Annotated in this window: 25 protein-coding genes; 15 read left to right on the top strand and 10 right to left on the bottom strand. The window is 68.1% G+C overall.

Features of this window, described 5'->3' with window-relative positions:
- Positions 1-484 precede the first annotated feature (484 nt).
- Positions 485-1,519, top strand: a complete 1,035-nt coding sequence (locus tag QM732_RS21800) for a GSU2403 family nucleotidyltransferase fold protein (RefSeq protein WP_415658184.1) — start codon at positions 485-487, stop codon at positions 1,517-1,519.
- 7 nt (positions 1,520-1,526) lie between these two features.
- Here QM732_RS21800 and QM732_RS21795 read toward each other — a convergent pair whose 3' ends face one another.
- Both QM732_RS21795 and alaC read right to left on the bottom strand, forming a co-directional pair.
- On the bottom strand, positions 1,527-1,727 hold the full coding sequence (locus tag QM732_RS21795; protein WP_415658183.1) for a hypothetical protein: 201 nt from the start codon (positions 1,725-1,727) through the stop codon (positions 1,527-1,529).
- A 551-nt stretch (positions 1,728-2,278) separates the two neighbouring features.
- Positions 2,279-3,499, bottom strand: coding sequence for an alanine transaminase (gene alaC / locus QM732_RS21790; RefSeq protein ID WP_415658182.1), 1,221 nt, complete (start codon positions 3,497-3,499; stop codon positions 2,279-2,281).
- A gap of 140 nt (positions 3,500-3,639) precedes the next feature.
- On the opposite strand from alaC, the gene QM732_RS21785 reads away from it, so the two are divergent.
- The 5 genes from QM732_RS21785 to QM732_RS21765 all read left to right on the top strand — a co-directional run bounded on the left by QM732_RS21785 (position 3,640) and on the right by QM732_RS21765 (position 10,541).
- Complete coding sequence (locus tag QM732_RS21785) at positions 3,640-4,317, top strand: alpha/beta family hydrolase (RefSeq protein ID WP_415658181.1); 678 nt, start codon at positions 3,640-3,642, stop codon at positions 4,315-4,317.
- Positions 4,318-4,327: 10 nt separating this feature from the next.
- The gene (locus QM732_RS21780; RefSeq protein ID WP_415658180.1) at positions 4,328-5,236 is read left to right on the top strand and encodes a carbohydrate kinase family protein; all 909 of its coding nucleotides are present in this window, start codon (positions 4,328-4,330) and stop codon (positions 5,234-5,236) included.
- On the top strand, positions 5,233-6,141 hold the full coding sequence (locus QM732_RS21775) for a pseudouridine-5'-phosphate glycosidase (RefSeq protein ID WP_415658179.1): 909 nt from the start codon (positions 5,233-5,235) through the stop codon (positions 6,139-6,141). Before QM732_RS21780 ends, QM732_RS21775 begins: the two co-directional genes overlap by 4 nt.
- A 108-nt stretch (positions 6,142-6,249) precedes the next feature.
- Positions 6,250-7,443: an efflux RND transporter periplasmic adaptor subunit gene (locus QM732_RS21770; protein WP_415658178.1), complete on the top strand. Its 1,194-nt coding sequence runs from the start codon at positions 6,250-6,252 to the stop codon at positions 7,441-7,443.
- Positions 7,440-10,541 (top strand): efflux RND transporter permease subunit, encoded by a 3,102-nt coding sequence (locus QM732_RS21765; protein WP_415658177.1) that lies wholly within the window; start codon positions 7,440-7,442, stop codon positions 10,539-10,541. The genes QM732_RS21770 and QM732_RS21765 overlap by 4 nt, the downstream gene beginning before the upstream one ends.
- Here the strand turns inward: QM732_RS21765 and QM732_RS21760 are convergent, their stop codons facing one another.
- Genes QM732_RS21760 through QM732_RS21745 form a run of 4 tightly spaced genes read right to left on the bottom strand, consistent with a single transcriptional unit; the run spans position 10,542 to position 13,073 of the window.
- A complete protein-coding gene (locus tag QM732_RS21760) occupies positions 10,542-11,015 on the bottom strand; it encodes a low molecular weight protein-tyrosine-phosphatase (RefSeq protein WP_415658176.1) in 474 nt (157 codons plus the stop codon).
- 1 nt (position 11,016) lies between these two features.
- The gene (gene rpe, locus QM732_RS21755) at positions 11,017-11,706 is read right to left on the bottom strand and encodes a ribulose-phosphate 3-epimerase (protein ID WP_415658175.1); all 690 of its coding nucleotides are present in this window, start codon (positions 11,704-11,706) and stop codon (positions 11,017-11,019) included.
- 9 nt (positions 11,707-11,715) lie between these two features.
- Entirely contained in the window at positions 11,716-12,330 is a 615-nt protein-coding gene (locus QM732_RS21750) for a DNA-3-methyladenine glycosylase I (RefSeq protein ID WP_415658174.1), read from the bottom strand.
- On the bottom strand, positions 12,327-13,073 hold the full coding sequence (locus tag QM732_RS21745; RefSeq protein ID WP_415658173.1) for a substrate-binding periplasmic protein: 747 nt from the start codon (positions 13,071-13,073) through the stop codon (positions 12,327-12,329). The genes QM732_RS21750 and QM732_RS21745 overlap by 4 nt, the downstream gene beginning before the upstream one ends.
- A gap of 62 nt (positions 13,074-13,135) precedes the next feature.
- On the opposite strand from QM732_RS21745, the gene apaG reads away from it, so the two are divergent.
- From apaG to QM732_RS21730, 3 genes are all read left to right on the top strand, one after another.
- A complete protein-coding gene (gene apaG, locus QM732_RS21740) occupies positions 13,136-13,510 on the top strand; it encodes a Co2+/Mg2+ efflux protein ApaG (RefSeq protein ID WP_415658172.1) in 375 nt (124 codons plus the stop codon).
- A 13-nt stretch (positions 13,511-13,523) separates the two neighbouring features.
- Positions 13,524-15,482 carry a site-specific recombinase gene (locus QM732_RS21735; protein ID WP_415658171.1) on the top strand — a complete coding sequence of 653 codons (1,959 nt, stop codon included), beginning with the start codon at positions 13,524-13,526 and terminating at the stop codon, positions 15,480-15,482.
- A gap of 106 nt (positions 15,483-15,588) precedes the next feature.
- Positions 15,589-16,704: a murein transglycosylase A gene (locus tag QM732_RS21730; RefSeq protein ID WP_415658170.1), complete on the top strand. Its 1,116-nt coding sequence runs from the start codon at positions 15,589-15,591 to the stop codon at positions 16,702-16,704.
- Positions 16,705-16,731: 27 nt separating this feature from the next.
- Here QM732_RS21730 and QM732_RS21725 read toward each other — a convergent pair whose 3' ends face one another.
- Positions 16,732-17,013 (bottom strand): DUF427 domain-containing protein, encoded by a 282-nt coding sequence (locus QM732_RS21725; RefSeq protein ID WP_394405714.1) that lies wholly within the window; start codon positions 17,011-17,013, stop codon positions 16,732-16,734.
- A gap of 25 nt (positions 17,014-17,038) precedes the next feature.
- On the opposite strand from QM732_RS21725, the gene QM732_RS21720 reads away from it, so the two are divergent.
- The 6 genes from QM732_RS21720 (at position 17,039) to QM732_RS21695 (ending at position 20,021) form a co-directional block, all read left to right on the top strand.
- Positions 17,039-17,290 (top strand): hypothetical protein, encoded by a 252-nt coding sequence (locus QM732_RS21720; protein ID WP_415658169.1) that lies wholly within the window; start codon positions 17,039-17,041, stop codon positions 17,288-17,290.
- Entirely contained in the window at positions 17,287-17,673 is a 387-nt protein-coding gene (locus tag QM732_RS21715) for a c-type cytochrome (RefSeq protein ID WP_415658168.1), read from the top strand. The genes QM732_RS21720 and QM732_RS21715 overlap by 4 nt, the downstream gene beginning before the upstream one ends.
- 5 nt (positions 17,674-17,678) lie before the next feature.
- A complete protein-coding gene (locus tag QM732_RS21710) occupies positions 17,679-18,326 on the top strand; it encodes a glutathione S-transferase family protein (RefSeq protein ID WP_415658167.1) in 648 nt (215 codons plus the stop codon).
- A 149-nt stretch (positions 18,327-18,475) separates the two neighbouring features.
- Entirely contained in the window at positions 18,476-18,892 is a 417-nt protein-coding gene (locus QM732_RS21705; RefSeq protein ID WP_415658166.1) for a GFA family protein, read from the top strand.
- 92 nt (positions 18,893-18,984) lie between these two features.
- Entirely contained in the window at positions 18,985-19,206 is a 222-nt protein-coding gene (locus tag QM732_RS21700; protein ID WP_415658165.1) for a hypothetical protein, read from the top strand.
- Between the two features lie 51 nt (positions 19,207-19,257).
- Positions 19,258-20,021, top strand: a protein-coding gene (locus QM732_RS21695; RefSeq protein WP_415654614.1) for an IS5 family transposase whose coding sequence is annotated in 2 segments (ribosomal slippage) — positions 19,258-19,573 and positions 19,573-20,021 — 765 coding nt in all. Because the reading frame shifts where the segments join, the coding sequence is not laid out codon by codon here.
- Between the two features lie 423 nt (positions 20,022-20,444).
- Here QM732_RS21695 and QM732_RS21690 read toward each other — a convergent pair.
- From QM732_RS21690 to QM732_RS21680, 3 genes are all read right to left on the bottom strand, one after another.
- A complete protein-coding gene (locus QM732_RS21690; protein WP_415658164.1) occupies positions 20,445-22,157 on the bottom strand; it encodes an NAD(P)/FAD-dependent oxidoreductase in 1,713 nt (570 codons plus the stop codon).
- A 97-nt stretch (positions 22,158-22,254) separates the two neighbouring features.
- On the bottom strand, positions 22,255-22,419 hold the full coding sequence (locus QM732_RS21685; RefSeq protein ID WP_373716936.1) for a hypothetical protein: 165 nt from the start codon (positions 22,417-22,419) through the stop codon (positions 22,255-22,257).
- A 63-nt stretch (positions 22,420-22,482) separates the two neighbouring features.
- The gene (locus tag QM732_RS21680) at positions 22,483-24,591 is read right to left on the bottom strand and encodes a putative bifunctional diguanylate cyclase/phosphodiesterase (RefSeq protein WP_415658163.1); all 2,109 of its coding nucleotides are present in this window, start codon (positions 24,589-24,591) and stop codon (positions 22,483-22,485) included.
- Positions 24,592-24,600: the final 9 nt, after the last annotated feature.

Below are 24,600 nucleotides of genomic sequence, written 5' to 3'. Positions count from 1 at the left end.
TCGGCTTCGCGGCTTGCTGTCGGCCCCTGGCGATGTCTGTTGTCGCTGCAAAGCAGGCAACCAGCACGGCTTGCGGATGTTGCCTGGCCCGCTGCACTACACCGCCGAATAGCCGAGACCATCTTCGCCATGGTTGAATCAGGTTTTGGCCTGGCCATCGTGACGGATGCCCTGGCGAAGGGCGCGACGATGACCCATGCCGTAGAGCGGTGCGCGTTGACTGAGCCGCCCTACAGGCTGACTCTGGCTACGGTTTCAGAGGACAGTCATAGCTTTGCTTTGCGCAATCTCTTGAAGTTCGTCTCGGGTCGCGTTTGTCGTCGGCGCGCTATCGCGTTTCGGACATGCGATCGCCGGCTGGGTCTGGGGGTGTTCCTCAAAACACCTCATCTGAAGCGGCCCCGTCGGGTTTGACGGCCTTCCAACACTATGGTCAGAAATTGATGTACTACCTATTATAAAAAGGTAGTATACAAACATGTTCGTGGACAACAGCTTGGCAGCTCAGGCCGCCTACTCCTCCGTGCTCTCCGCAGCCCGGATGGCGCAGCTCAATCGATCGCCCGCCGACCTTCCAGGCGGCTTCGCGTCGAAGCTGGTCCACGGCAAGCGGTACCACTATTACCAGCGCAAGGGTCCGGCCGGCCTCGAACAGATCTATGTCGGTCCGGATGACGAAGCAACGCGCGCGCTCATCGATGCCGCGCACAACGAAACGGCGAGCGCCAACCAACAGCACTTGCGCAAGCTGGCCAATGCGGCTGCAGCCTTGGGCTGCTACACCGTCGCGCCGAAGCATTTCCGAGTGCTGAAGCGCCTCGCCGATCACGGTGTGTTCTCGGCCGGCGCCCTTGTGGTCGGTACCCATGCATTCCTGGCCTACCAGAACGTGCTGGGCGTGCTCTGGGGTGATCCTGGCCAGACGGTCGACCTGGACTTCGCCCACGCGGGCAGGAACCTATCATTGGCTGTGGCGCCGGACGCCCGCGTCGATGCCCACTCGGCGATCGAGTCCCTGCAGATGGGCTTTGTGCCGGTGAACTCTGGAACACGCTATGTGAAGCCGGACGAGCCGGACTTCGATCTGGACTGGCTGACCTCCCGGACGCGCGCCGGTGACGAGCCGGTCGACTGTCGCGCGCTGAACGTGACCCTGCAGCCGCTGCGCTTCATGGAGCTGGCGCTTGAAGCTCCCGTCCCCGCGGCCCTGCTGGGCAGTACTTCGGCCATCGTCGTCAACCTGCCAGCGCCGGCCACCTACGCCGTGGGCAAGCTGCTCGTGGCCGCCGAACGGACCGGGGACAGCCGATCAAAGACGAAGAAGGACATCGCCCAGGCAGCGGCGCTGATCGACTACTTCGTGCAGCGCGACCCCGACACCATCGTTGAGATGGTTGCCTCGACACGTGCACGCGGCCCGGCTTGGCGCAAGGCCTTGGACGTTGGCTTGGATGCCCTCAACAGGACGTGGCCCCGAGTCGGCGAGAGCCTGGCTGCGGCGACCGAACAAGGGAAGTAGGCGGGCACTACGCCAGCGCTCGACGGCGGCGCTCGGCAGCCAGTCGGTCCATCTCCCGATTGGCGGTCCCCCGCGTCAGGACCCGCTCTGCTTGCTCTGCCTCAGCCGTCATGCGCGCCTGGCGGTAGGCCTCTGCCGATTCCTTGGTGATCTGATCCTGCCGTTCGATCCAGGCCGGGAGCGAGGCGCCATGTGGCCGGTCCGCCATGCATTGCTTCTTTGGCTGCACATTGCCTGCACGAGCGAAGGCCCGTCTGTGTCGCAACGGGACCGTGCGTTCTTGTGTAGCGGACGCAGCCTTGCGCGCGCCCACTAGCTAGCTCCGCGGACCATTGGTTCGAAGCCGCAGAGGTCAGTCCGAGCGAGTAGTCGCCAAAGAGCGTGTTGCTCCGCCGGATCTCGATCGGCGATTTGGCGCCGTTGAATGACTGACTGCTGCCGAACCTGCACCCGCACCCAACCAATTCGCGTGGCTTGCTCCGCGGTAGCCGTAGACCTGTCCACAAGTCATCGGCCATTGCTGGCTGCTGACGATCGGTAGCTGAATGCCAACGCTGAATGGAGCATCGACCCTTTCGGAAGAGTTGGGATCTGAGTACTCACGCTTTTGAATCCTATTGTTTTGCGAGTGGGGCGCTGCACCTGTCAAGGCCAGCGGCCCTTAAACTATTCGCTCCCGGAGTACAGCGTCCACAAACCGTGCTCTCCCATGAGTGCGGTCGGTTCGAGTTTGTGAACTCTATTGAGTCGAACCAGAGGTCATGGCTTCAGGACTCCATCGGCCTTGAACATGGCCTTGATGCCGCGAACCGCCTGGCGGATGCGCGACTCGTTCTCGATCAGCGCGAAGCGCACGTGCCCGTCGCCGTGGTCGCCGAAGCCGATGCCGGGTGACACGCAGACCTTGGCCTTCTCCAGCAGCTGGCGGGCGAACTCCAGAGAGCCCAGTTCGCGGTAGGGCTCGGGAATGCGGGCCCAGATGTACATGCTGGCCTTGGGACAGTCGACGGGCCAGCCGGCCTCGGTCAGCCCCTTGTAGAGCACGTCGCGGCGGCGCTGGTAGCTGGCGGCGATGTCCTGTACGCATTGCTGGTCGCCTTCGAGCGCGGCGATGGCCGCGACCTGCAGCGGCGTGAAGGTGCCGTAGTCGTGGTAGCTCTTGATGCGCGCCAGCGCCGCGACGAGGTCCGGGTTGCCGACCATGAAGCCGACGCGCCAGCCGGCCATGTTGTAGCTCTTGCTGAGCGTGAAGAATTCGACCGCCACGTCCTTGGCGCCGGGAACCTGCATGATGGACGGCGCCTGGTAGCCGTCAAAGACGATGTCGGCATAGGCCAGGTCGTGTACGACGAGGATGTCGTGCTTCCTTGCCAGTGCGATGACGCGTTCGAAGAAGGCCAGGTCCACGCACTGCGCCGTCGGGTTGGACGGGAAGCCGAACACCATCATCTTGGGCTTGGGGTAGCTGCCGCGTATGGTCTTCTCCAGCTCGGCGAAGAAGTCCACCTCGCTGCTGACGGGAATGGCGCGGATGTCGGCGCCGGCGATGACCGCGCCGTAAATGTGGATGGGGTAGCTGGGGTCTGGCACCAGCACTGTGTCGCCGCGGTCCAGCGTGGCCAGCATCAGGTGGGCCAGCCCCTCCTTGGAGCCTATGGTGACGATGGCTTCGGTGTCGGGATCGATGGCCACACCGTAGCGGCGCTGGTACCAGTGCGAGATCGCGCGGCGCAGCCGCGGGATGCCCTTGCTGGCCGAGTAGCCGTGGGTGTCGGGCCGCTGCGCGACCTCCGCGAGCTTGGCGACGATGTGCGGCGGCGTGGCCCCGTCGGGGTTGCCCATGCTCATGTCGATGATGTCCTCGCCACGCCGACGGGCCGCGAGCTTGAGCTCGGCCGTGATGTTGAAGACGTAGGGCGGGAGGCGGTCGATGCGCGCGAAACGGCGCTTGCCGCCGCTGGCGGAAGTGGAAGAGGTCATTGCAGTGTCACGTGAGCGCCCGGAACCGTCCGAGCGACGTCGCCCTGCCGGAGCGGCCGGGCCGGTGCATCGTAAACGACGGCCCGGTGAGACCTTGCGGGCACCGTAAGCTGGCGGGCATGCAGCCGGCGCCATCCAGCATGAATCCACCCGAGCCCTGTTCGCTGACGATCGACGGCCACGCTACCGTGTCCGCCCTGTGGCAGCAGCCGCCGCGGCCGCTGTGTGCCTACGTCTTCGCCCATGGAGCGGGTGCGGGCATGCAGCACGACTTCATGGCGGCGCTGTCGCAGGCCTTGCTCGAGCGCTCGGTGGCGACGCTGCGCTACCAGTTCCCCTTCATGGAGCGCGGCTCCAGGCGGCCTGACGCGCCCGCGTTGGCCCAGGCCACGGTGCGCGCAGCGGTGGCGGCCGCGCACTCCCGACTGCCCGGCGCGCCACTGTTCGCGGGTGGCAAGTCCTTCGGCGGCCGCATGAGCTCGCAGGCCCAGGCTGCGGCGCCAATGCCCGGCGTGCGTGGGCTGGCCTTCGTCGGCTTTCCGCTGCACCCGGCTGGCAAGCCGGGGACTGAGCGGGCAGCGCACCTGGCCGAGCTGCGGCTGCCCTTGCTGTTCCTGCAGGGCACGTGCGACGAGTTGGCACGGCTGGACCTGCTGCGGGGTGTCGTGCAGGGTCTTGGCGCCGGCGCCACGCTGCACGTCGAGGAAGACGCAGACCATGCTTTCCATGTCAGGGCGCGCAGCGGGCGCATTGACGCGCAGGTGGTGCAGTCATTGGCGGCGGCGATGGTGGCGTGGTTTGGTGAGCGGTCTTCCTAGAATCACGCCAATGACTGCTTACGCCGCCCCCATCGTCTGCATTGGCGGCCTCAATGTCGACCGCAAGCTCAAGCTGTTGGCGCATGCGCTGCCCGGGTCGTCCAACCCCTGCGAATCCCATGAAACCCCCGGCGGCGTCGTTCGCAACGTGGCCGAGAACCTGGCGCGCCTGGGCCTGCCGGTGTCGCTGGTGGCCGCCGTCGGCGACGACGCCGGCGGGCGCATGCTGCTGGAGCAGGCCGCGTCCGTGGGCATCGACCTGCGCGCCATCATCCGGTTGCGCCGCCATGCCAGCGACAGCTACACGGCCGTGCTCGCGCCAGATGGCAGCCTGGAGCTGGGCCTTGCGGCCATGCCGCTGGTGGAGAGCCTCAACCCGTGGGCGCTCGGCGCCAGCAGGGCGCTGCGTGCCGGGGCGGCCCTGATCGTCGCCGACGGCAACCTGCCCACGGACGCCTGGCCGCTGCTGCTGGGCGAGGCGAGTGCCAGCGGCGTGCCCCTGGTCTGCGTGGCGGTGTCCGAGGCCAAGATGGAGCGCTTGCCTGAGCGGCTCGCCGGCATGCACTTGCTGATCCTGAACGCTGGCGAGCTGGCCTGCGTGGCGCCCGAGCCGCTGGGCGCCTTCGCGGCCCTGCACGCGCGCGGCGTGGCGCGTATCCTCGTCTCCAAAGGTGCCGAGGGCCTGCTGCTCAGCGAGCCCGGTCATGCGCCGCGCCACTGGCCGGCACCCGACGTGCCCATCGTCGATGTGACCGGCGCCGGCGATGCGCTGTCGGCCGGAGTCTGCGCGGCACTGCTGCGCGATGCCGCCGACTTCGACGCCGCCGCCCGCCTGGGCCTGGACCTCGCTGCGCTGACGCTGCAGACCGAGGACAGCGTCCACCCCGAACTGACCTCCGATTTCCTGCTGAAGCGATGAACGACCTGATCCAACTCTCGCCCGAAGTGGCCGCCGCCCGTGAACAGGGCCGCCCCATCGTCGCCCTCGAATCGACCATCATTGCCCACGGCATGCCCTGGCCGCAGAACCTGGAGACGGCGCGCCAGGTCGAGGACGTCATCCGCATCGAAGGTGCCGTGCCGGCCACCATCGCCGTCATCGGCGGGCGCATCCGCGTCGGCCTGGCCGACGCGGAGCTGCAGCAACTGGCCCAGGCACCGGATGCCATGAAGCTGAGCCGCCGAGACCTGCCCTACGCCATCGCGACGGGCCGTCTGGGTGCGACGACGGTGGCCGCGACCATGATCTGCGCCCACCTGGCCGGCATCGAGGTTTTCGTCACCGGTGGCATTGGCGGCGTGCATCGCGGCGGTGCAGAGAGCTTCGACATCTCGGCGGACCTGCAGGAGCTGGCGCGCACGCCGGTGGCCGTGGTCTGCGCCGGCGCCAAGTCCATTCTCGATCTGGGCCTGACGCTGGAGTACCTTGAGACGCATGGCGTGCCCGTGCTGTCGATCGGCCAGGACAACTTCGCCGCCTTCTTCACGCCTGACAGCGGCCTCAAAGCCGACTTCCGCATGGATGGGGCGTCTGAGCAGGCGCGCTTCATCCGTGCCAAGTGGGTACTGGGCCTGGGTGGCGGCGTGGTCGTCAGCAATCCTGTGCCGGCTGCCGAGGCCATGCCTCGGGAGGAGATCGATGCGATCACGGCTCAGGCGCTGGCTGAAGCGGATGCGCAGGGCATTGCCGGCAAGGCCATCACGCCCTTCTTGCTGGGCCGCATCAAGGCGCTGACGGGCGGGCGCAGTCTGGCCACCAACATCGCCCTCGTGAAGAACAACGCCGTGGCGGGCGCGCGGCTGGCGCGTGCGCTGCAGGGCTGAGGAAAAAACGCACGTCTCGGCCGGGCCAGCAACCTGCCCTTAAAACTGGCCGGTTAAGCTGGTCTGTTTTTTCGGTCAATCCCTATTACTTTTGGCAGGCCCAGCCTCATGCGCTCGACCCCTCATCTGATGATCTTCTGCGGCCTGGCCATTGCGGCGCTGAGCGGCTGCGGGCGCAAGGCCGATGCCGGTGGTGCCGCGGCTGCGCCCGGCGCCTCGGCGCCGGCCGCCGCGGCAAGCGCGCCGCCGCAGAACGTCGGCGTCGTCAAGGTCAGGCAGGCCGACGTGCCCATCACCGTGGAGGCCAGCGGAACGGTCACGGCGCTGCAGAGCGTGGACCTGCGCGCGCAGACCACCAGCACGGTAGCGCAGGTGCTCGTCAAGGACGGTCAGAACGTCAGGAAGGGCGAACTGCTGTTTCGCTTCGACGACCGCGCCGACCGCGCCGCGCTGGACAAGGCCCGAGCCCAGCTAGCCCGCGACCGCGCGGCCCAGGCCGACCTGGAGCGCCAGCTCAACCGCGCCAAGGAGCTGAAGGCGCAGAACTTCATCGCCCAGAACGCCGTCGACACGGCGCAGGCCAACTTCGACGCCGGCCAGGCCCTGATCCGCAGCGACGAGGCCGCCGTGCAGGCCGCCCAGGTGGCCGTCGGCTACAACGAGCTGCGCGCGCCCATTAGCGGCCGTGCGGGCATCGTCAGCGTCTACCCGGGCAGCCTCGTCCAGGCCAATGCAACTGCGGCGGCGCTGGTCAACATCGCGCAGCTGGATCCGATCGCCATCAGCTTCACGGTGCCCGAGACCCAGCTCGGCTCGCTGCTGAGCGCCACGCGCGCCGGCCAGCTGGACGTGGAGGCCCTCCCGCCGCCAGGTTCGCCGCGCGGTGCGGCGTCCATCAAGGGGCGGGTGACGGCGGTGGACAACCTCGTCGACGCCACCACCGGCACCATCAAGGTCAAGGCCGAGTTCGACAACAAGGCCCAGGCTCTTTGGCCGGGCCAGTACCTGCGCGTGCGCGTCACGCTGCGTACGCTGCAGGGTGTGACCGTGGTGCCGCAGGCCGCCATCATCATGCGTGGCAACGAGCGTTCGGTCTATGTCGTCGGCCCGGACAACACGGCCAAGCTCGTGCCGGTGCAGCTGCGCCAAGCCGTGGGTGAGCAGGCCGTCGTCGAGGGCCTGGAGACGACGGCCCAGGTCGTCATTGAGGGCAAGCAGAACCTGCGCCCGGGAACGCCGTTGCGCATCCAGCCCAGCGGCGGCGCGGGCGCGGCGCCGGCAGCTTCGGGCGCCGGCAAATGAGGCTGACCGAAGTCTTCATCCGGCGGCCGGTCATGACCGTGCTGCTGAACCTGTCGCTGGTCATCGCCGGCCTGGCGGCCTGGAGCAAGATCCCGGTCGCGGCCCTGCCGTCCTACAACACGCCCATCATCAACGTCGGTGCCTCGCTGCCGGGTGCGTCGCCCGAGACCATGGCGTCGTCAGTCGCGCTGCCGCTGGAGAAGCAGTTCTCCACCATTGCCGGGCTGCAGACCATCTCGTCGACCAACACGCTGGGCAACACGTCGCTGACGCTGGAGTTCGACCCGTCGCGCGACATCGACGCCGCGGCCGTGGACGTGCAGGCCGCTCTTTTCCGTAGCTTGCGCGCGCTGCCGGCCGAGATGACCTCTCCGCCCAGCTACCGCAAGGTCAACCCGGCAGACGCGCCGGTGCTGTTGGTGGCGCTGACCTCGCCGTCCATCGACCTCACCGAACTGAATGATTACGCGGAGAACCTGTTGTCGCCGGGGCTGTCCACCATCGACGGCGTGGCTCAGGTGTCCATCTTCGGCCAGAAGCGCTATGCGGTGCGCATCAAGGTCAGCACCGACCTGCTGAACCAGCGCAACATCACGCTGGACGAGCTGCAGACGGCCGTGCGCGCGGCCAATGCCAACACGCCCGTCGGCGTGCTGGACGGATCGCGCCAGACACTGACCATCCAGGCCAACCGGCAGCTGCGCAACGCTGCCGAATTCGGCCGCATCGTCGTCGCCTCGCGCAACGGTGCGCCGGTGCTGCTGCGCGACGTGGCCGAAGTGCAGGACAGCGTCGAGACCAGCAAGACCTACTCCACCTACCAGGGCGAGCGCTCCATCGTTCTGGCCATCCAGCGCCAGCCCGACGCCAACACCGTGCAGGTGGTGGACAAGGTCAAGGCCTTGCTGCCGCGCTATGCCGAGCAGATGCCGGCGTCGATCAAGATGTCGACGCTGAACGACCGCTCGGTGTCCATCCGCGAGTCGTTGCACGACGTCTACCTGACGCTGGCCCTGACCGTGGGCCTGGTGGTGCTGGTCATCTTCATCTTCCTGCGCCGTGCGGTGGCGACGCTGATCCCGACGGCGTCGCTGCCGATCTCGCTGATCGGCGCGCTCACGCTCTTGTTCGCGTTGGGCTATTCGCTGGACAACATATCGCTGCTGGGCATCACGCTGGCCGTGGGCCTTGTGGTGGACGACGCCATCGTCATGCTGGAGAACATCGTCCGCCACGTCGAGGACGGCATGAAACCCTTCGATGCGGCGGTGCGCGGTGCGCGCGAGATGGCGTTCACCATCCTGTCCATCTCGGTGTCGCTGGTGGCGGTGCTCATCCCCATCTTCTTCATGCCGGGCGTCATCGGCCTGCTGTTCCACGAGTTCGCGGTCGTCGTGGGCCTGTCCATCCTCGTCTCGGCCGTCGTGTCGCTGACGCTGGTGCCCATGCTGTGCAGCCGCCTCTTGAAGGCCGACGAGCACCACGAGGACGGCCCGCTGGGCCGGATGTTCGAGCGCGGCTTCACAGCCACGCTGAATGCCTACACGCGCACGCTGGACCTGGCCCTGCGCCATCGCGCCTGGGTGCTGGGCGTTGCCGTGCTGAGCTTCGTTGCGACGATCTGGTTCTACACCACCATCCCGAAGGGCTTCTTCCCCGAGGAAGACATCGGCCAGATCCAGGCCAGCACCGAGGCCGCCGAGGACACCTCGTTCGCTGCCATGACGCTGCTGCAGGAGCGGGTCGCGGCCATCGTGCGCAACGATCCCAACGTCGCGGCACTGAGCTCGGCCGTTGGCGGCGGACCTTCGGGCAGCGCCACCAACACCGGCCGGATGTTCATCAACCTCAAGGCCCGCGGCGACCGCGAGCCCATGCCCAAGGTGCTCGAAGGCCTGCGCAAGAAGCTGCGTGCCGTGCCCGGCATCCAGGTCTACCTGCGCCCGGTGCAGAACCTGCAGCTCGGCGGCCGCCAGAGCAAGAGCCGCTACCAGTACACGCTGCAGTCGGTGTCGGCCGGCGAGCTCAACAGCTGGGCCACCAAGCTGCAGGAGAAGCTGCGCGGCGACAACCGCTTCCGCGACGTCACCAGCGACTCCCAGCTGCGCGGCTTGCAGGCCAGCCTCGTCATCGACCGCGAGCGCGCGGCCATCCTGGGCGTGCAGATGCAGGACCTGCGCAACGCGCTCTATGGCGCCTTCGGCGAGCGCCAGGTGTCCAGCATCTACGCCGAGAGCAACACCTACCAGGTCATCATGGAGGCGGGTGACGACGACCGCAGCAGCGAGGCCGCGTTCGACAAGATCTACCTGCGTGGCAAGAACGGTGCCCAGGTCCCGCTGACGGCCTTCGCTACCGTGCAGCGCACGCTGGGGCCGACGGCCGTCAACCACCAGGGCCAGCTGCAGGCCATCACGATCAGTTTCAACCTCGCGCCGAACGTGCCGCTGGGTGATGCGACCAAGCAGATCGCGGCCTTCACGCAGGAGATCAAGCTGCCGCCGAGCATCATCACCAGCTATGGCGGCGATGCGGCGGTGTTCCAGGATTCGCAGGGCGGCCAGTTGCTGCTGATCGGCCTCGCGGTCGCCGTCATCTACGTGCTGCTGGGTGTGCTCTACGAGAGCTACATCCACCCCCTCACCATCCTGGCCGGCCTGCCGTCGGCTGCGGTGGGCGCACTGATCACGCTGCAGCTGTTCGGCATGGAGCTGACCATCATCGCCACCATCGGCATCGTCATGCTGATCGGCATCGTCAAGAAGAACGCGATCATGATGATCGACTTCGCGCTGGACGTGCAGCGCAGCCAGGGCCTGGCGCCGGCCGAGGCCATCCGGCAGGCGGCCATTCTGCGTTTCCGGCCCATCATGATGACGACGCTGGCTGCGCTGATGGGCGCGCTGCCAATCGCCCTTGGCCTGGGTGCCGGCGCCGAGCTGCGCCAGCCGCTGGGCCTGGCCGTGGTGGGCGGGTTGATCCTGTCGCAGGCGGTGACGCTCTACATCACGCCGGTCATCTACCTGGCGCTGGATCGGTTCAGCGGCAAGGGGCCGGACACCCGCGAGGTGGCCGAGTTCGCCAGCAAGGCCGGTTGATCAGCTGAACTTCAGGCGGCCCTCGCGGGCCGCAGTCTGCAGGCTGCCGGCGGCGCGTTCGATCATGCCGATGACGGCATCGAAGCCCGCGACGGGGCCGAAATAGGGGTCGGGGATGTCCTGGCCGGCCAACTCGGGCACGAAGCTGCTCAGCAGCTGGATGCGGGCGTGATGCTCGGGCGCGGCCTTCCTGCGCAGCGATTCCAGGTGCTCGGCTTCCATCACCAGCACAAGGTCGTATTGGCCAAGTTGCTCCGGCTCGACGCGGCGCGAGCGCCATTTGCGTTCCAGGCTGTAGTCATGCCGGGCCAGCGCGGCCGCCGCGCGGGCGTCCACCGGCCCACCGTGCGGGTCGGCGTGCACGCCGGCCGATGCGATGGTCTTGAACACATCGCCGAGGCGCGCCTTGAAGATGGCCTCGGCCATTGGCGAGCGGCAGATGTTGGCCGTGCAGACGAGCAGGACGGCGGCCATCTCAGACTTTCGCGAGCTCGGTGCGCATTGCGGCTATGACCGCCTGGTAGTCGGGCTTGCCGAAGATGGCCGAGCCGGCGACGAAGGTATCGGCGCCTGCGGCGGCGATCTCGCGGATGTTGTCCACCTTCACGCCACCGTCGATCTCCAGGCGGATGTCACGGCCGCTCTTGTCGATGATCTCGCGTGCCTTCCTCAGCTTGGCCAGCGCGCTCGGGATGAAGCTCTGCCCACCAAAGCCGGGGTTCACGCTCATCAAGAGCACCATGTCGACCTTGTCGATGACCCACTCCAGCACGTCCAGCGACGTGGCCGGGTTGAACACCAGACCGGCCTGCTTGCCTTCGGCCTTGATGAGCTGCAGCGTGCGGTCCACGTGGGCGCTGGCCTCGGGGTGGAAGGTCACCATGTCGGCGCCGGCGCGGCAGAAGGCCTGGGCCAGCGAATCCACCGGCTGCACCATCAGGTGCACGTCGATGACGGCCGGCGTGCCGTCGGGCTTCACCGCGTGCTTGCGCAGCGCCTCGCAGACCATGGGGCCGAAGGTCAGGTTGGGCACGTAATGGTTGTCCATCACGTCGAAATGGATCCAGTCGGCGCCGGCGGCCAGCACATTGCGGACCTCCTCGCCCAGGCGGGCGAAATCGGCGGACAGGATGCTGGGGGCGATGCGGTATTGGGGGGCTGCCATGCCCGGATTTTAGGTTCCGGGCCGCCTGAAGCTGTCGCGTGCCTTTTGCGCCACTGCCCAGTGGTGGCAGCCGGGCTGGTGGTCGTTGATCAGGCCCATGGCCTGGATCAGCGCGTGCATGGTGGTCGGGCCGACGAACTTCCAGCCACGCTTCTTCAGGTCCTTGGACAGTGCCTCGGACGCGGGCGATTGCGACAGGTTGTGGGCCACCGAGTTCCGCGCCGGCTCGAAGCGCCACAGGTAGGCGGCCAGCGAGCCTTCCGTCGCCACCAGCTCCACGCAGCGCCTGGCGTTGTGGATGGTCGCCTCGATCTTGCCGCGGTGGCGCACGATGCCGGCGTCGGCCAGCAGCCGGTTCACGTCAGCCTCGCCGAAGCGGGCGACCCGGTTGTAGTCGAAGCCCGCGAAAGCCGCGCGGAACGCCTCGCGCTTGTTCAGGATGGTGCGCCACGACAGCCCGCTCTGGAAGCCTTCCAGGCACAGCTTCTCGAACAGCCGGAAGTCATCGGCCACGGGCTGGCCCCATTCCTCATCGTGGTAGCGCAGGTAGGCGTCGTCGCCGGCCGCGGCGGCGCACCAGGCGCAGCGGGGACGGCCGTCGGGCGGCAGGTAGAGGGGCTTCATCGGTATTTCTCGGCGAGTTGGCGCAACGTGCCGTCGCGTTCCAGCTTGCGCAGCGCCTGCGTGAGGCGTTCCTCCTGCGCGGTCGGCAGGTCGGTGCGGATGGTGAGGTACTGCGCTTCTTCGTGGAACACGGTGCGGCCGATCTTCAGCTTGTCGCCCATCTTGCTGTCGGCGACGTGGCGCTGCAGGTTGATGTCCTGGCCATAGACGGCGTCGGCGCGGCCCATCGCCAGCATCTGCAGCGCCTCGCGCTCGGAGGCGACTTCGGCGATGGTCACGTCGGCGGCCGAGAGGCGGCGTGCGAGCGCGGAGCCGCGCGAGATCAGCACCGGCTTGCGCTGGCTCAGCGTCGCCAGCTCGGCCAGGCTGGCCAACGGGCGGGGGTCGTCCGCGCGCTGCAGGACGACGTGGCGGATCGTGTACAGCGGCACCGGCACGTAGCGCCACTGTTTCTCGCGCTCGGGCGTCCTCAGCAGGCAGAAGAAGCTGTCTATGAGACCCTCGGCCAGCAGCCGCTCGACGCGCTTGAGCGGAACCTGCTGCTCCAGCCCCGTGAAGTGCAGTCCCGGGTCGGCGCGCTCCACGGCGCGCAGGATCTCCAGGCACAGCCCCGGCCTGGCCGGGCCGCCGTCCGGGTCGTACTTGATCGTCGCGCCGCTTTGCTGGACGGTGCGCAGCGACAGTTCCTGCGCCTGGGCCGAAAGGCTCAGCAGCGCGCTCAGCAGCAACGGCCAGCGCAGCACTTAGGATCACGCATCCTGACGAACATGCGGCGAGCATAGCGTTCGGCACCGACAATCACCTGATGGCGAACCCCCGTTTCAGTTGCAGCGTCGCGGTCCAGGCACTGCCCGAGCAGACCCATCTCGAGCAAGGCCTGTACGCCTTCAGCTACACGGTCACGATCACGAACAGCGGTGACGTGCTATCCCAGCTCATCGGCCGGCATTGGGAAATCACCGATGCGCGCGGCCAGGTGCAGCTCGTCGACGGCCTGGCCGTCGTCGGCCACCAGCCGGTATTGGCGCCGGGCCAGAGCTTCCAGTACAGCTCCTGGGCACAGATCGGTACGCCCCAGGGCACGATGCGAGGTCGCTTCCTGTGCGTGACAGAGGGCTGCGAGGTCTTCCACGCCGAGGTCGACGAATTCCTGCTCGCCGACAGCGCCTCCCTGCACTAATTCAGATCCGCCATTGACCTGGGACCTTACCGCCCTCCTGAACGCGGCCGACCCGCAGGCCACGCTCGCCGAGCGCAACCTCTGGCTGGTGCGCCTGCTGGAATGGCTGCGCCATGCGCCGCGCGAGGAAGCCACCGGCACGCCACTGCCCCTGGTGCGCCTGAAGCACCTGCTCAACGTGCTGGAGCGTCACCCCGAGCATGCCTGGGCCTTCGCCAACGTCATTGGCGGGGTCTGGAACGATGTCGATGCGGTCTCCCTGTTCGCCGAGGTGGGCTTCGCGCCGCGCATGGCGCTGTGGCACGAGTTCCTCGGCCGCCTGCGCCGGCGCCTGTTGCCCGCCACGACCGACACGCGTGACCTCGCCGCGCTGTTCGAGCTGCTTTTCGGCAGCGAGGCCGACGAGGACTGGATCGCCGCCATCGACGACGAGTTGCTGGGACGGCTGCGGCTGCTGTTCGCGGCCACGCCTGACGACGGCTGGCGCGTCGAGGCGCGTGCCGCCATCACGGTCCTCGTGAGCAGCGTGCACGCGGCCGGGCTGGCCGGGCCGTTGCGCGTGCGCATGGACGAGGCGGCGGTGCAGGGCCGGCCCTTCCACCAGCTGCCCACGGCGTGGGAGGCCGTTGAGCGGGCGCTGTCGGGGCCGGATGGCGCGGCCCTCGTGCCGGCCACGCAGTACCTGCGCGCCCTGCTGGATCGCTGCCGCGCTGCTGCGCTGACGGTGCCCGAGCACCTCGAAACCCATGGCGTGTCGGTGGACCTGATGTTCTCCGTCGAGCAGCTCACTGCGCGGCTGGACCGCATCGAGGCGCTGCTGGCCTGCTTGCTGTCCCGCGAGCCGCAGCGCGAGCTGCTGCGCCTGGTGGCCGGCCTCGTGCGCGTCGTGCACGAGCGGCGCAGCCTGCGCACGCTGTTCGCGCGCCACTACTCGCTGCTGGCACGCAAGGTGGCCGAGCGCAGCGCCGAAACGGGCGAGCACTACATCACCCGCAGCCGCGACGAGTACCGCGACATGCTCCTGCGCGCGGCTGGCGGCGGCGCGGTGTTGGCAGGGACCACCTTCCTGAAGTTCGGCATCGCGCTGCTGGGCTTCACGGCCTTCTGGGGCGGCTTTTGGGCCGGTGTGAACTACGCGGCCTGCTTCGTTCTCATTCACCTGCTGCACTGGACGGTGGCGACCAAGCAGCCGGCGATGACGGCGCCGGCCATGGCCGACAAGCTGCAGCACATCGAGCGCGACGAGGCGCTGGAGGACTTCGTCGACGAGGTGGGCCACCTGGTGCGCTCGCAGGTGGCTGGCGTCATCGGCAACCTCAGCGTTGTCGCGCCGCTGGTGCTGGCGGTACAGGGGCTGTGCTGGGCGGCCTTCGGCATGCCGCTGGTGGGTGTGCAGGACGCCGAGTACGTGCTTCATTCGCTCAGCCTGTTCGGCCCGTCGCTGCTGTTCGCGGCCTTCACCGGCACGCTGCTCTTCGCCTCCAGTCTCATCGCCGGTTGGGTGGAGAACTGGTTCGTCTTCCACCGCCTGGACAGCGCCATCGCCTGGAACCCGCGCATCGTCGCAACACTGGGCCAGCAGCGCGCGCAAGCCTGGTCGCGGTGGTGGCGCGCCAACATCTCCGGCCTCACGGCCAACATCAGCCTCGGGCTGATGCTGGGCCTCGTGCCGGCGCTGGGCAGCTTCTTCGGCCTGCCCGTCGAGGTGCGCCACGTGACGCTCTCCACCGGCCAGCTCGCCGCCGCGGTGGGGGCGCTCGGTGCCGGAGTCCTTGGCACATGGGCCTTCTGGTCCTGCGTGCTGTGCATCGCCGGCATCGGCATGCTCAACGTCGGCGTCAGCTTCCTCTGCGCCTTCAAGGTCGCCATGCGTTCGCGCGGCATCCGCCTGGCCGACCGCAAGCGCGTCTACGCCGCCATCCGCGCACGGATGCGGCGCGCGCCGCTGAGTTTCCTGGTCCCGCCCAGGTGATTACTCGTCGCGGCGCTCGCCCTTCTTGCGGCCCGAGAACATGGTCCACCAGATGATGAAGACGAAGATCAGCAGCGCGCCGAGGGCTTCAAGGGCAAGGAGCAGCATGGGATGGTGGGCGCGTGGGGTGTTGGCGGCGATTCTAGGAAGCCTGGCCGCCTGCTCGTCGCCGCCTCTGCTGCAACCGCTGCCGGAGCCGGTACATCGTGCGCCGCCGACGCCGGCCCCGCAGCGGCCCGCCGCACAGCGCTGGGTCGCCGCTGACTGGAAGGACCTGCCCGGCTGGGGCAGCGACGACCTGCTCGCCGCCTGGCCGGCCCTGCTCGCCGGATGCCAGCGCCCCGCCACGGGCTGGGCCGAGTTCTGCGCCCGTGCCGCGCTGCTGGCACCCGCCGATGCACTGGAGGCCAGCCTGTTGCTGATGAAACACCTGCGTCCCTGGAGGCTGCAGGCCGACGGCGGCGAGGCCACCGGCCTGCTGACGGGCTACTTCGAGCCCCAGCTTGCAGCCAGCCGCCAGCGCCAAGGCGCCTTCCAGTGGCCGCTGCATGCGCTGCCCACCGACCCCGCGCTGCGCCGCACGCCGCGCCGCGACATCGACGCCAATCCACGTTTCACCGCGCTGGAGCTGGCCTACGTGGATGATCCCTTTGCGCTGCTGCAACTGCAGATCCAGGGATCGGGCCGCCTGGTCATGCGCGACGCGGCTGGCGCTGAGCGCACCAGCCGCGTGGCCTACGCCGGCCACAACGACCAGCCCTTCCAGTCAGTCGTGCGCGCGCTGCTGGACCGGGGCGAGGTGGGCGACGCGACGGCGCGCACCCTGAGCGACTGGGCGCGCCGCAACCCGGCCAAGGTACGCGAGGCGCTGGCCGTCAACCCGCGTGTCGTCTATTTCCGCGAGGAGTCGCTGCCCGACGCGGCCATCGGCCCGCGCGGCGCCCAGGGCGTGCCGCTGACGCCTGGCCGCTCGGTCGCCATTGACCGCGCCTTCATCGCCCTGGGCACGCCGTTGTGGCTGGACAGCACCGAGCCGCTGTCCACCACACCCATGCGCCGCCTCGTGCTGGCCCAGGACGCCGGCAGCGCCATTCTGGGCGCGGTGCGCGCCGACCTGTTCTGGGGCTGGGGCGAAGAAGCCGGGCTGCGCGCGAGCCGCACCAAGCAGCCGCTGCGGCTATGGGCGTTGTGGCCCGCCGAGAGCCGCCCGGCCGTTCCTTAGCCGCTCGACCCGGTGCGCCAGGTCCGCTCACTCCGTGACCTTCACGCCCTTCCAGAACGCATAGCGGCCCTTGATCTCCGCCGCGGCGGGCAGTGGGTCCGGGTAGTACCAGACCGCGTCGGGGTTCATCTCGCCATTCACGAGCAGGCTGAGGTACTTGGCTTCGCCCTTCCAGGCGCAGCGGCTGACGTGGTTGCTGAAAGTCGTGTACTGAGTGTTCAGCGACTCGGCCGGGAAATAGTGGTTGCCCTCGACCACCACCGTGTCGTCGCTCTCGGCGAGGGTGATGCCGTTCCAGACTGCCTTCATCTGCGGTCTCCTTGAGAATGAATGGATGAAACGCTACCACTCCCACCTCGGCCGCGACATCGTCGTCACTGGCGGCAGCGCGCGTGACCTGCAGCCAGGCCAGTTCGGCGTGCTTGCCATCGACGGCGGCGCGGGCGGCTGGTCGGTGGTGCACAAGGGGCCGAGTGGCGAGGTCGTGGAGCTGAACAACGAGATGCATTTCGAGCTTCCCGAGGATGCGTTGGCATTCGCCAAGGAGCTGATCGAGATGCTGGCGCCGGGGGGCGCGGGCGCATGAGGCCGTGGCCGGCCTGGGCGTCGGCGGCGCTGCTGGCCTTGTTGACGCCGCCCGCCTCGGCCGGCGGCGACCCGGTGGCGGGCCGCAAGGCCTTCGCGGCTTGCATCCATTGCCACCAGGCCGGACCCACGGCGCGCCACGCCTTCGGCCCGCAGCTCAACGGCCTGGCCGGCCGCACGGCAGGCACGCAGCCCGGCTATGGCTATTCCGCGGCATTGAAGGCTTCGGGCCTGGTCTGGAACAAAGCGACCCTGGCCGCCTATCTGCGCGCCCCCGACGCGCTGGTGCCGGGCACCAAGATGCGCTTCTGGGGGCGGGGCACGACCGAGCGCGAGGCGGCCGACCTGCTGGCCTATCTGGCCCCGCCCACCGTGAAACCATAACCGCCATGACACCGCCACCTGCACCGTTGACCTTGTACGGCGCCGCGGCCTCCGGCTCGGTCGCCGTCGAAGCGGCGCTGACGCTGCTGGGCCGCCCCTACACGCTGGTCGAAGGCGCCACCTGGGCTGACGCTGCCGCGCGCGACCGCGTCGCGGCCAGCAACCCCATGCGCCAGATCCCGACGCTCGTGCTGCCCGACGGCGAGGTCATGACCGAGAGCGCGGCCATCCTGATCTACCTGGCGGACCTGCATCCCGAGGTCAGGCTGTCGCCTGCGCCCGACGACCCGCTGCGCCTGCAGTTCCTGCGCTGGATGCTGTATGTATCGTCGGCGATCTATTCGCTGCACTGGATCAAGCCCGACGTGACGCGCATCGGCGCACCAGAGAGCGCTCGGGATGCAGTGGTGGCCGCAGTGCATGATCGCATCGCCTTTTGCTGGGCCCAGATGGACCATCAGCTCGTGCCGGGGCGCTGGCTGCTGGGAGACGAGCTGACGGTGCTGGACCTGTACGTCGCCACCGTTTCGCGCTTCGGGCCTTGGCGGGAGCGCTTCCACGCGGTGGCGCCACGCATGGCCGAGGTGGTCCGGCGCGTGGACGAGGAGCCGCGGCTGGCGGCGCTGTGGCGCGAGCGGTTCCCGCAGGGGTAGGGCCCGAGCGGGGGCTTCGCGGCGATGCCTTCGCTGTCGGTCTATGCTCGCGCTTCGCGGGCCAGGTGCATTCCGGCCGTTTTCCGTCGGCTCCAGCAGTTAGGCTGCAGAAAACCGGGCTGCGCGACTTTCTCAATTGAGTGCCATACATGAACGGTCATTGCCTCTGCGGCGCTGTCAGCTTCACTTCCCCCGGCGCCCGGGAGATCGGGGCCTGTCACTGCGGCTTCTGCCGACGGTGGGGTGGCGGCCCGATGCTGGCCGTCCACTGCGGCCCTGGCGTGGAGTTCAAGGGCACGGAGAGCATCACGGTGTTCGCATCGTCCGAGTGGGCGGAACGGGCCTTCTGCAGCCGGTGCGGCACACACCTGTACTACCGGCTGCTCGCAACGGGCGAGTACTTCGTGCCGGCGGGCACCTTCGATCAGGGTGACTTCGAACTCACGAGCCAGGTCTACGTGGACGGCAAGCCGCCGTACTACTCCTTTGCCAACGAGACGCCGATGCTCACCGAAGCGCAAGTCCTGGCGCTGTACTCGGCGCCTGGCGGCGAGACCGCAGCCTAGAGTCCTTCGCACGGTTCGAGCATGGGCTCGCGCTCGCGCCGGCGGTCCTCTCGCATGCAAAGCAATACGTCACGTTGAGGTCAGACAGCCACATGCCAGCCCAGCGCTTCAACGTCTTCGGACGACTCTTCGACATCGAACGCCGCAGCGATCAATGGTTGGTGCTGGCCGTGGGCAACGATGGCAAGCGGGCGCCGGCCGGATTCGTCATCCCGGAGTTCGTGACGGACGGCGAGCTGGAGCAGTTCCTGTTCGACCTGTTCCATGAACAGGCCGCCTACAAGAAGGGCGGGATCTTCAGGGTGCGGGGCTAGGGCCTGTTAACACTAATTGCACCAAAGCAATTGGGCTGCGACAGTGAGTGCATGGAGATCACAGCAGCCCAATTCGCGCAGATCGAGCACTGCTTGCCGCTGCAACGCGGCAATGTCAGCCTGTCGAATCTGCAGGTGTTGAATGCCATCCTTTACGTTGCTGAGCACGGCTGCAAATGGCGCGGCTTGCCCAAGCGCTTCGGCAACTGGCATACGATCTACACGCGCATGAGCCGCTGGGCAAAGTCGGGCGTTTTGGACCGGACCTTCGAGCAATTGCAGCAGGCGCAGATCGTGCAGATCAAGATTGAAGCGGTGTCGCTGGACAGCACCAGCGTCAAGGTGCACCCCGATGGCACCGGCGCGCCAAAAAAAACGGTCCGCAAGCTATCGGCAAATCCCGTGGTGGGTGGAACACCAAAATCCATCTCGTCGCGGCGGACGCGCGCACGGCCATAACCTTCTCGCTGTCACCAGGGCAGGCGCACGATGCTCCCGAGGGGCGAGCTCTGCTGAAGCGGCTCGGTGCGCCCAATCGGCCTTTGCATCTGTTGATGGATCGCGCCTACGAGGGCAACGAAACTCGGCAGCTCGCACTCGACCTGGGGTTCATCCCTGTCGTGCCGCCCCTGAGCACGCGCATCGAGCCCTGGGAGTACGACCGCGAGATGTACAAGCGCCGCAATGAAGTCGAGCGCCTGTTCCGCCGCCTCAAGGGCTATCGCCGAATCTTCTCCCGCTTCGAGAAGCTCGACATCATGTTCACCGCCTTCATCAGCTTCGCTCTGATCGCTGACGGATTGCGTTTGTGTTAACAGGCCCTAGATTCGTACGCCGTCGATTCAATCCACCGCTGCGATACATGTTGGCGTGGCGCCGGCCGTTGCGCTAGAGCACAGGTCGCGGTATCGGCCAAGGAGCAAGGAAGTGATATTCAGCGATCCCGTCAGCTGGACTTACAGCGCCGTTGGTACTTGGTGGCGATTCGCTTTGATCGCCATCGCTAACGCCGCATTCCTTGCAAATGCGGTGTATATCGCTGCAGACAGCGGTCTTCGGTCCGGTCTCATTGCAATGCTCATGCCCTGGGTGTTCCAGCTCATGCTCTTGTATGCCCTTCGCCGGATGCATCGGCTGGCCACAGGGGCCGAGTCCGGGAGAAGTGCCGGCTAACCGGCTCCTCCGGCCGATCCGCGTGGGCCTGCTTGCGGCCCAGCTTCAGCGTCGAGCGGGAACTTTCACACCTGCCCGCCTGCCTTGGCCCCCTTGCCCTGCAGCACCGGCGCATCGGGCATCCCGAGCAGATCCGCCGCCAGCGCCTCGGCCACTTCGATGCCGTCCACGCCGGCGCTCATGATGCCGCCGGCATAGCCGGCGCCCTCGCCGGCGGGGAACAGCCCACGCACATTCAGGCTTTGGTAGTCGCGACCGCGGTTGATGCGCAGCGGTGACGAGGTGCGCGTCTCCACGCCGGTCAGCACTGCGTCAGGGCGATCGAAGCCGCGGATCTGGCGGGCAAACGCCGGCAGAGCCTCGCGGATGGCCTCCAGGCAGTAGGTCGGCAGCGAGCCGTTGCCCTTCTGCTGCAGATTGGTCAGCGTCACGCCAGGCTTGTAGCTGGGCTCGATCTCGCCGAACTCCTTGCTGACCTGGCGCTTGATGAAGTCGCCCACCAACGAGCCCGGCGCAAGGTAGCCGCCGCCGCCCAGCGCGTAGGCGCGGCTTTCCCAGATGCGCTGGAAGGCCATGCCGTCGAGCGGACTCACGGGGCTGCCATCGCGCTTGCCGTCCTGGCGGTAGTCCTCGGGCGTCAGGCCCACGACGATGCCGGCATTGGCGTTGCGCTCGTTGCGCGAGTACTGGCTCATGCCATTGGTGACGACGCGCTCGGGCTCGCTGGTTGCAGCCACCACGGTGCCGCCCGGGCACATGCAGAAGCTGTAGACCGCGCGGCCGTTCTTGGCGTGATGCACCAGCTTGTAGTCGGCTGCGCCGAGGATCTCGTTGCCGGCGCTCGGTCCGAATCGGGCCGCGTCGATCAGCGACTGCGGGTGTTCGATGCGGTAGCCGATGGAGAAGGGCTTCGCCTCCATCTGCACGCCGCGCGCATGCAGCATCTGGAAGGTGTCGCGGGCGCTGTGGCCCAGCGCGATGACGACATGCGTCGTGCTGATCTGCTCACCGGATTCCAGCGTCACGCCACGCACTGCGCCGTCCTCGATGAGCAGGTCCGTCATCTTCTGCTGGAAGCGGATCTCGCCTCCCAGCGCTTCGATCTCGGCCCGCATCTTGATGATCATGCTGACCAGGCGGAATGTGCCGATGTGGGGCTTGCTGACGAACAGGATCTCCTCCGGGGCTCCAGCCTTGACGAACTCGGTCAGCACCTTGCGCGTTAGAAAGCGGGGGTCGGAGATCTGGCTGTAGAGCTTGCCGTCGGAGAAGGTGCCGGCGCCGCCCTCGCCGAATTGCACATTGCTTTCGGGGTGGAGCTTGCTCTCGCGCCACAGGCCCCAGGTGTCCTGCGTGCGTTCGCGCACGGACTTGCCGCGCTCCAGCACGATGGGGCGCAAGCCCATCTGCGCCAGGATCAGCGCCGCGAACAGCCCGCAAGGGCCGAAGCCGACGACGACGGGGCGCGGGCCGGTGTACTCGCCCCGACCTTGCCCGAATCGGGCCAGGAAGTGGTAGCCGGTATCGGGCGTGGGACGGATCTGGTGGTCCCCGGCGAAGCGGGCCAGCACGGCGGCTTCATCGGCGCCGGCGGCCAGCGTGCAGTCCAGCGTGTAGACGAGCTGGATGTCGCTGCGCTTGCGCGCGTCGTACCCGCGGCGGAAGACGTGGATGCCGGCCAGTTCGGTGTCGGCCAGCTTCAGGCGGGCCAGCACCGCCGGGCGCAGCGCGTCCTCGGCGTGGTTCAGCGGCAGGCGGAGTTCGGTGATGCGGATCATGGTTTGGTCAGTGTCGAGCCGACAAAAACAAACAGGCCCCGCGGGGCCTGTGTGCGTTGAACCTTCAGGCGCTAAGCCCGAGGATTCTCCCGAAAGATCAGCCCGAGTGCGGGCGCTTGCCCGGGTTCTTCTTCGAGCGGGTGTGCGAACCGCGCTCCAGGCTGCGCAGCTGGCCCTTGCCGGCGGTGAAGGTCACGCCCTTCGGGGCGGCGGGGCGGGGGGTGGCGCGGCGATCCGCTTCGGTGATGATCTTGTTGCCCATGAATGGCTCTCCAGTGAAACAAAAAGCCCGCTTGCAGGGGCAAAACGACGAAAGGCGCGGATTTTAGCTTGCCCGGCCCAGCCAGGTCTCGAAATCCGGCAGATCCATGGGCCGGGCCAGCAAAAAGCCCTGCATGAGGTCGCAGCCACAGGCGGTGGTGCAGGCCAGCTCGGCCGTGTTCTCGACGCCCTCCACGGTCACTGTCAGGCCCAGGCCGTGGCCCACGCCGACGATGGACTTCAGCAGCGCCTGGCGCCGCGGGTCGCGGTCCACGTCCTGCACGAAGCTGCGGTCGATCTTGAGCTCGTCCACCGGCAGGTGCTGCAGGTAGGCCAGCGAGGACTGGCCGGTGCCGAAGTCGTCGATGGCCAGTTTCACGCCCCAGCTCTTGAGCGCGCGCAGCACGGCGATGGGATCGTTGCCGCTGGCCATCAGGCCGGTCTCGGTGACCTCCAGCTGCAGCCGGCTAGGGTCCACGTGGTATTCGGCCAGCAGCGAGGCCAGACGGGCGGGCAGGGTCTGATCCTGCAGGTCCAGCGTGGATATGTTGACCGCGATGGACAGCGGCTCGCGGCCCTCGGCCGCCCAGGTGGCCAGGGTGCGCACGGCGCGGGCCAGCATCCAGTCCGTGATCTGGCGGATGCGGCCGCTGCGTTCGGCGAAAGGGATGAAGTCACCCGGTGGCAGCCAACCGCGCTGGGGGTGCTGCCAGCGCACCAGGGCCTCGGCGCCGGTGATGCGGCCGGTGCGCAGGTCGCGCTTGGGCTGCAGGAACTGGCACAGCTGGTCCTGCTGGATGGCGGTGGCCAGATCAGACAGCAGGCTCAGGTGCAGGGCCCGCACGGCCTCGGCGCCTGGGTTGAAGACGGCTACCGCCTGGCGCAGCCGCTTGGCCTCGAACATGGCCTGCTCGGCGCGACGTAGCAGGGCCTCGGTATCGGCCGCATGCTCGGGCCAGTGGGCCACGCCCAGTGACACCGACAGGTCCAGCGACTGACCTTGCCAGGACAGCTTGTGTTCGACCTCCTCGCGCAGTTGGGTCGCGAGCGCGATGCCATGGTCCAAGCGCAGCACCGGCGCCAGCGCCGCGAAAGTGCCGCCCGCGAGGCGTCCATAGGCGGCGGCGCCCTCGAACAGCACGCGCAGCTTCGTTGCCGCACCGCGCAACAGAGCGTCCCCGGCATCGAAGCCCAGCACGGCGTTGACGGCCTTGAGACGGTCCACGTCGATGCAGATCAGCACGGCCAGGCGTTCGTCCGGCGGCAGGCTCGCCAGCAGGCGGTCGCCGTCGGCGATGAAGCGGGCCCGTTGCGGCAGGCCGGTCAGCAGGTCCACGTCGGCCAGGCGGCGCAGCTCTGCCTCGCGCTCGCCGACGGCTGCGGCCATGGTGTTCATCGCGCTGGCCATGTGGCCCAGCTCGTCGGCCGAGTCCACCTCGATGCGGTGGCCGTACTGGCCCTGGGCGATCAGCTCGGCGCCGTCCTCGGCGCGCTTGAGGGGCTTGACGATGGAGCGCGTGACGCCCACGGCCAGCAATGCGCCGGCCAGCAGCGCAGCGATGCACAGGGCCAGCACGCCGGTACGGTCGGCGTCGATGCGGTCGCGCAGCACGCGGGCCTGGGCCGTGCCGGCGCGCTCCTCGCTGGACGCGAGCTGGTGGATGGCGCCGACAAACAGGGACAGCGCCGACTCGACGTCGCCGCCGAGCCGGGAGCGTGCGGCGTGGAAGTCGTCGTGCTCGATGAGCTTGCGCACGTCGACATAGCTGGCGCGGTAGTCGGCCAGCCGCTGGCGCACCTCGGCCAGGCGTTCGCTGCGCGGCCCCGGCGGCAGCACCAGGGCCAGGCGCTGCATGGCGTCGTCGAGCCGGTTGTTGGCCGAGGAGATCTCGGGCGAGGCGGCCAGGCGCAGCTCGGCGTCGGGGCTCATCAGCACCAGCAGCTTGCGCGCGACGGCCTCGGCGTTGCGGTTGATCTCGTTGACGGAGTCGCGGATGACGGCCTGGTCGTCGACGATGTGATTCAGTGCATCCGACAGGGCGCTGAGCCGGTATACCGACAGGGCCGCCAGCGCCAGCAACAGCCCCAGCATCAGCCCGAAGGCCAGGCCCAGACGCGTGCGGATGCGCAGCCGCCGCGACAGGCTGCGCACGGGAGCCTTCAGGGCGTTCATCAGCCGCGG

The organism is Roseateles sp., assembly GCF_047654805.1.
Taxonomy (GTDB): Bacteria; Pseudomonadota; Gammaproteobacteria; order Burkholderiales; family Burkholderiaceae_C; genus Pelomonas.
This window is presented reverse-complemented; position numbering and strand designations above follow the sequence as displayed.

Excerpts from the sequence above, each read along its gene's own strand:
- QM732_RS21690 (WP_415658164.1), bottom strand. The coding sequence starts at position 22,157 with ATGATCCGCATCACCGAACTCCGCCTGCCGCTGAACCACGCCGAGGAC.
- QM732_RS21680 (WP_415658163.1), bottom strand. The coding sequence starts at position 24,591 with ATGAACGCCCTGAAGGCTCCCGTGCGCAGCCTGTCGCGGCGGCTGCGC.
- QM732_RS21780 (WP_415658180.1), top strand. The coding sequence starts at position 4,328 with ATGACTGCTTACGCCGCCCCCATCGTCTGCATTGGCGGCCTCAATGTC.
- QM732_RS21760 (WP_415658176.1), bottom strand. The coding sequence starts at position 11,015 with ATGGCCGCCGTCCTGCTCGTCTGCACGGCCAACATCTGCCGCTCGCCA.
- QM732_RS21725 (WP_394405714.1), bottom strand. The coding sequence starts at position 17,013 with ATGAAGGCAGTCTGGAACGGCATCACCCTCGCCGAGAGCGACGACACG.
- QM732_RS21715 (WP_415658168.1), top strand. The coding sequence starts at position 17,287 with ATGAGGCCGTGGCCGGCCTGGGCGTCGGCGGCGCTGCTGGCCTTGTTG.
- QM732_RS21775 (WP_415658179.1), top strand. The coding sequence starts at position 5,233 with ATGAACGACCTGATCCAACTCTCGCCCGAAGTGGCCGCCGCCCGTGAA.
- QM732_RS21685 (WP_373716936.1), bottom strand. The coding sequence starts at position 22,419 with ATGGGCAACAAGATCATCACCGAAGCGGATCGCCGCGCCACCCCCCGC.
- apaG (WP_415658172.1), top strand. The coding sequence starts at position 13,136 with ATGGCGAACCCCCGTTTCAGTTGCAGCGTCGCGGTCCAGGCACTGCCC.
- rpe (WP_415658175.1), bottom strand. The coding sequence starts at position 11,706 with ATGGCAGCCCCCCAATACCGCATCGCCCCCAGCATCCTGTCCGCCGAT.
- alaC (WP_415658182.1), bottom strand. The coding sequence starts at position 3,499 with ATGACCTCTTCCACTTCCGCCAGCGGCGGCAAGCGCCGTTTCGCGCGC.
- QM732_RS21730 (WP_415658170.1), top strand. The coding sequence starts at position 15,589 with ATGGGATGGTGGGCGCGTGGGGTGTTGGCGGCGATTCTAGGAAGCCTG.
- QM732_RS21720 (WP_415658169.1), top strand. The coding sequence starts at position 17,039 with ATGAAACGCTACCACTCCCACCTCGGCCGCGACATCGTCGTCACTGGC.
- QM732_RS21785 (WP_415658181.1), top strand. The coding sequence starts at position 3,640 with ATGAATCCACCCGAGCCCTGTTCGCTGACGATCGACGGCCACGCTACC.
- QM732_RS21770 (WP_415658178.1), top strand. The coding sequence starts at position 6,250 with ATGCGCTCGACCCCTCATCTGATGATCTTCTGCGGCCTGGCCATTGCG.
- QM732_RS21710 (WP_415658167.1), top strand. The coding sequence starts at position 17,679 with ATGACACCGCCACCTGCACCGTTGACCTTGTACGGCGCCGCGGCCTCC.
- QM732_RS21765 (WP_415658177.1), top strand. The coding sequence starts at position 7,440 with ATGAGGCTGACCGAAGTCTTCATCCGGCGGCCGGTCATGACCGTGCTG.
- QM732_RS21700 (WP_415658165.1), top strand. The coding sequence starts at position 18,985 with ATGCCAGCCCAGCGCTTCAACGTCTTCGGACGACTCTTCGACATCGAA.
- QM732_RS21750 (WP_415658174.1), bottom strand. The coding sequence starts at position 12,330 with ATGAAGCCCCTCTACCTGCCGCCCGACGGCCGTCCCCGCTGCGCCTGG.
- QM732_RS21795 (WP_415658183.1), bottom strand. The coding sequence starts at position 1,727 with ATGGCGGACCGGCCACATGGCGCCTCGCTCCCGGCCTGGATCGAACGG.
- QM732_RS21705 (WP_415658166.1), top strand. The coding sequence starts at position 18,476 with ATGAACGGTCATTGCCTCTGCGGCGCTGTCAGCTTCACTTCCCCCGGC.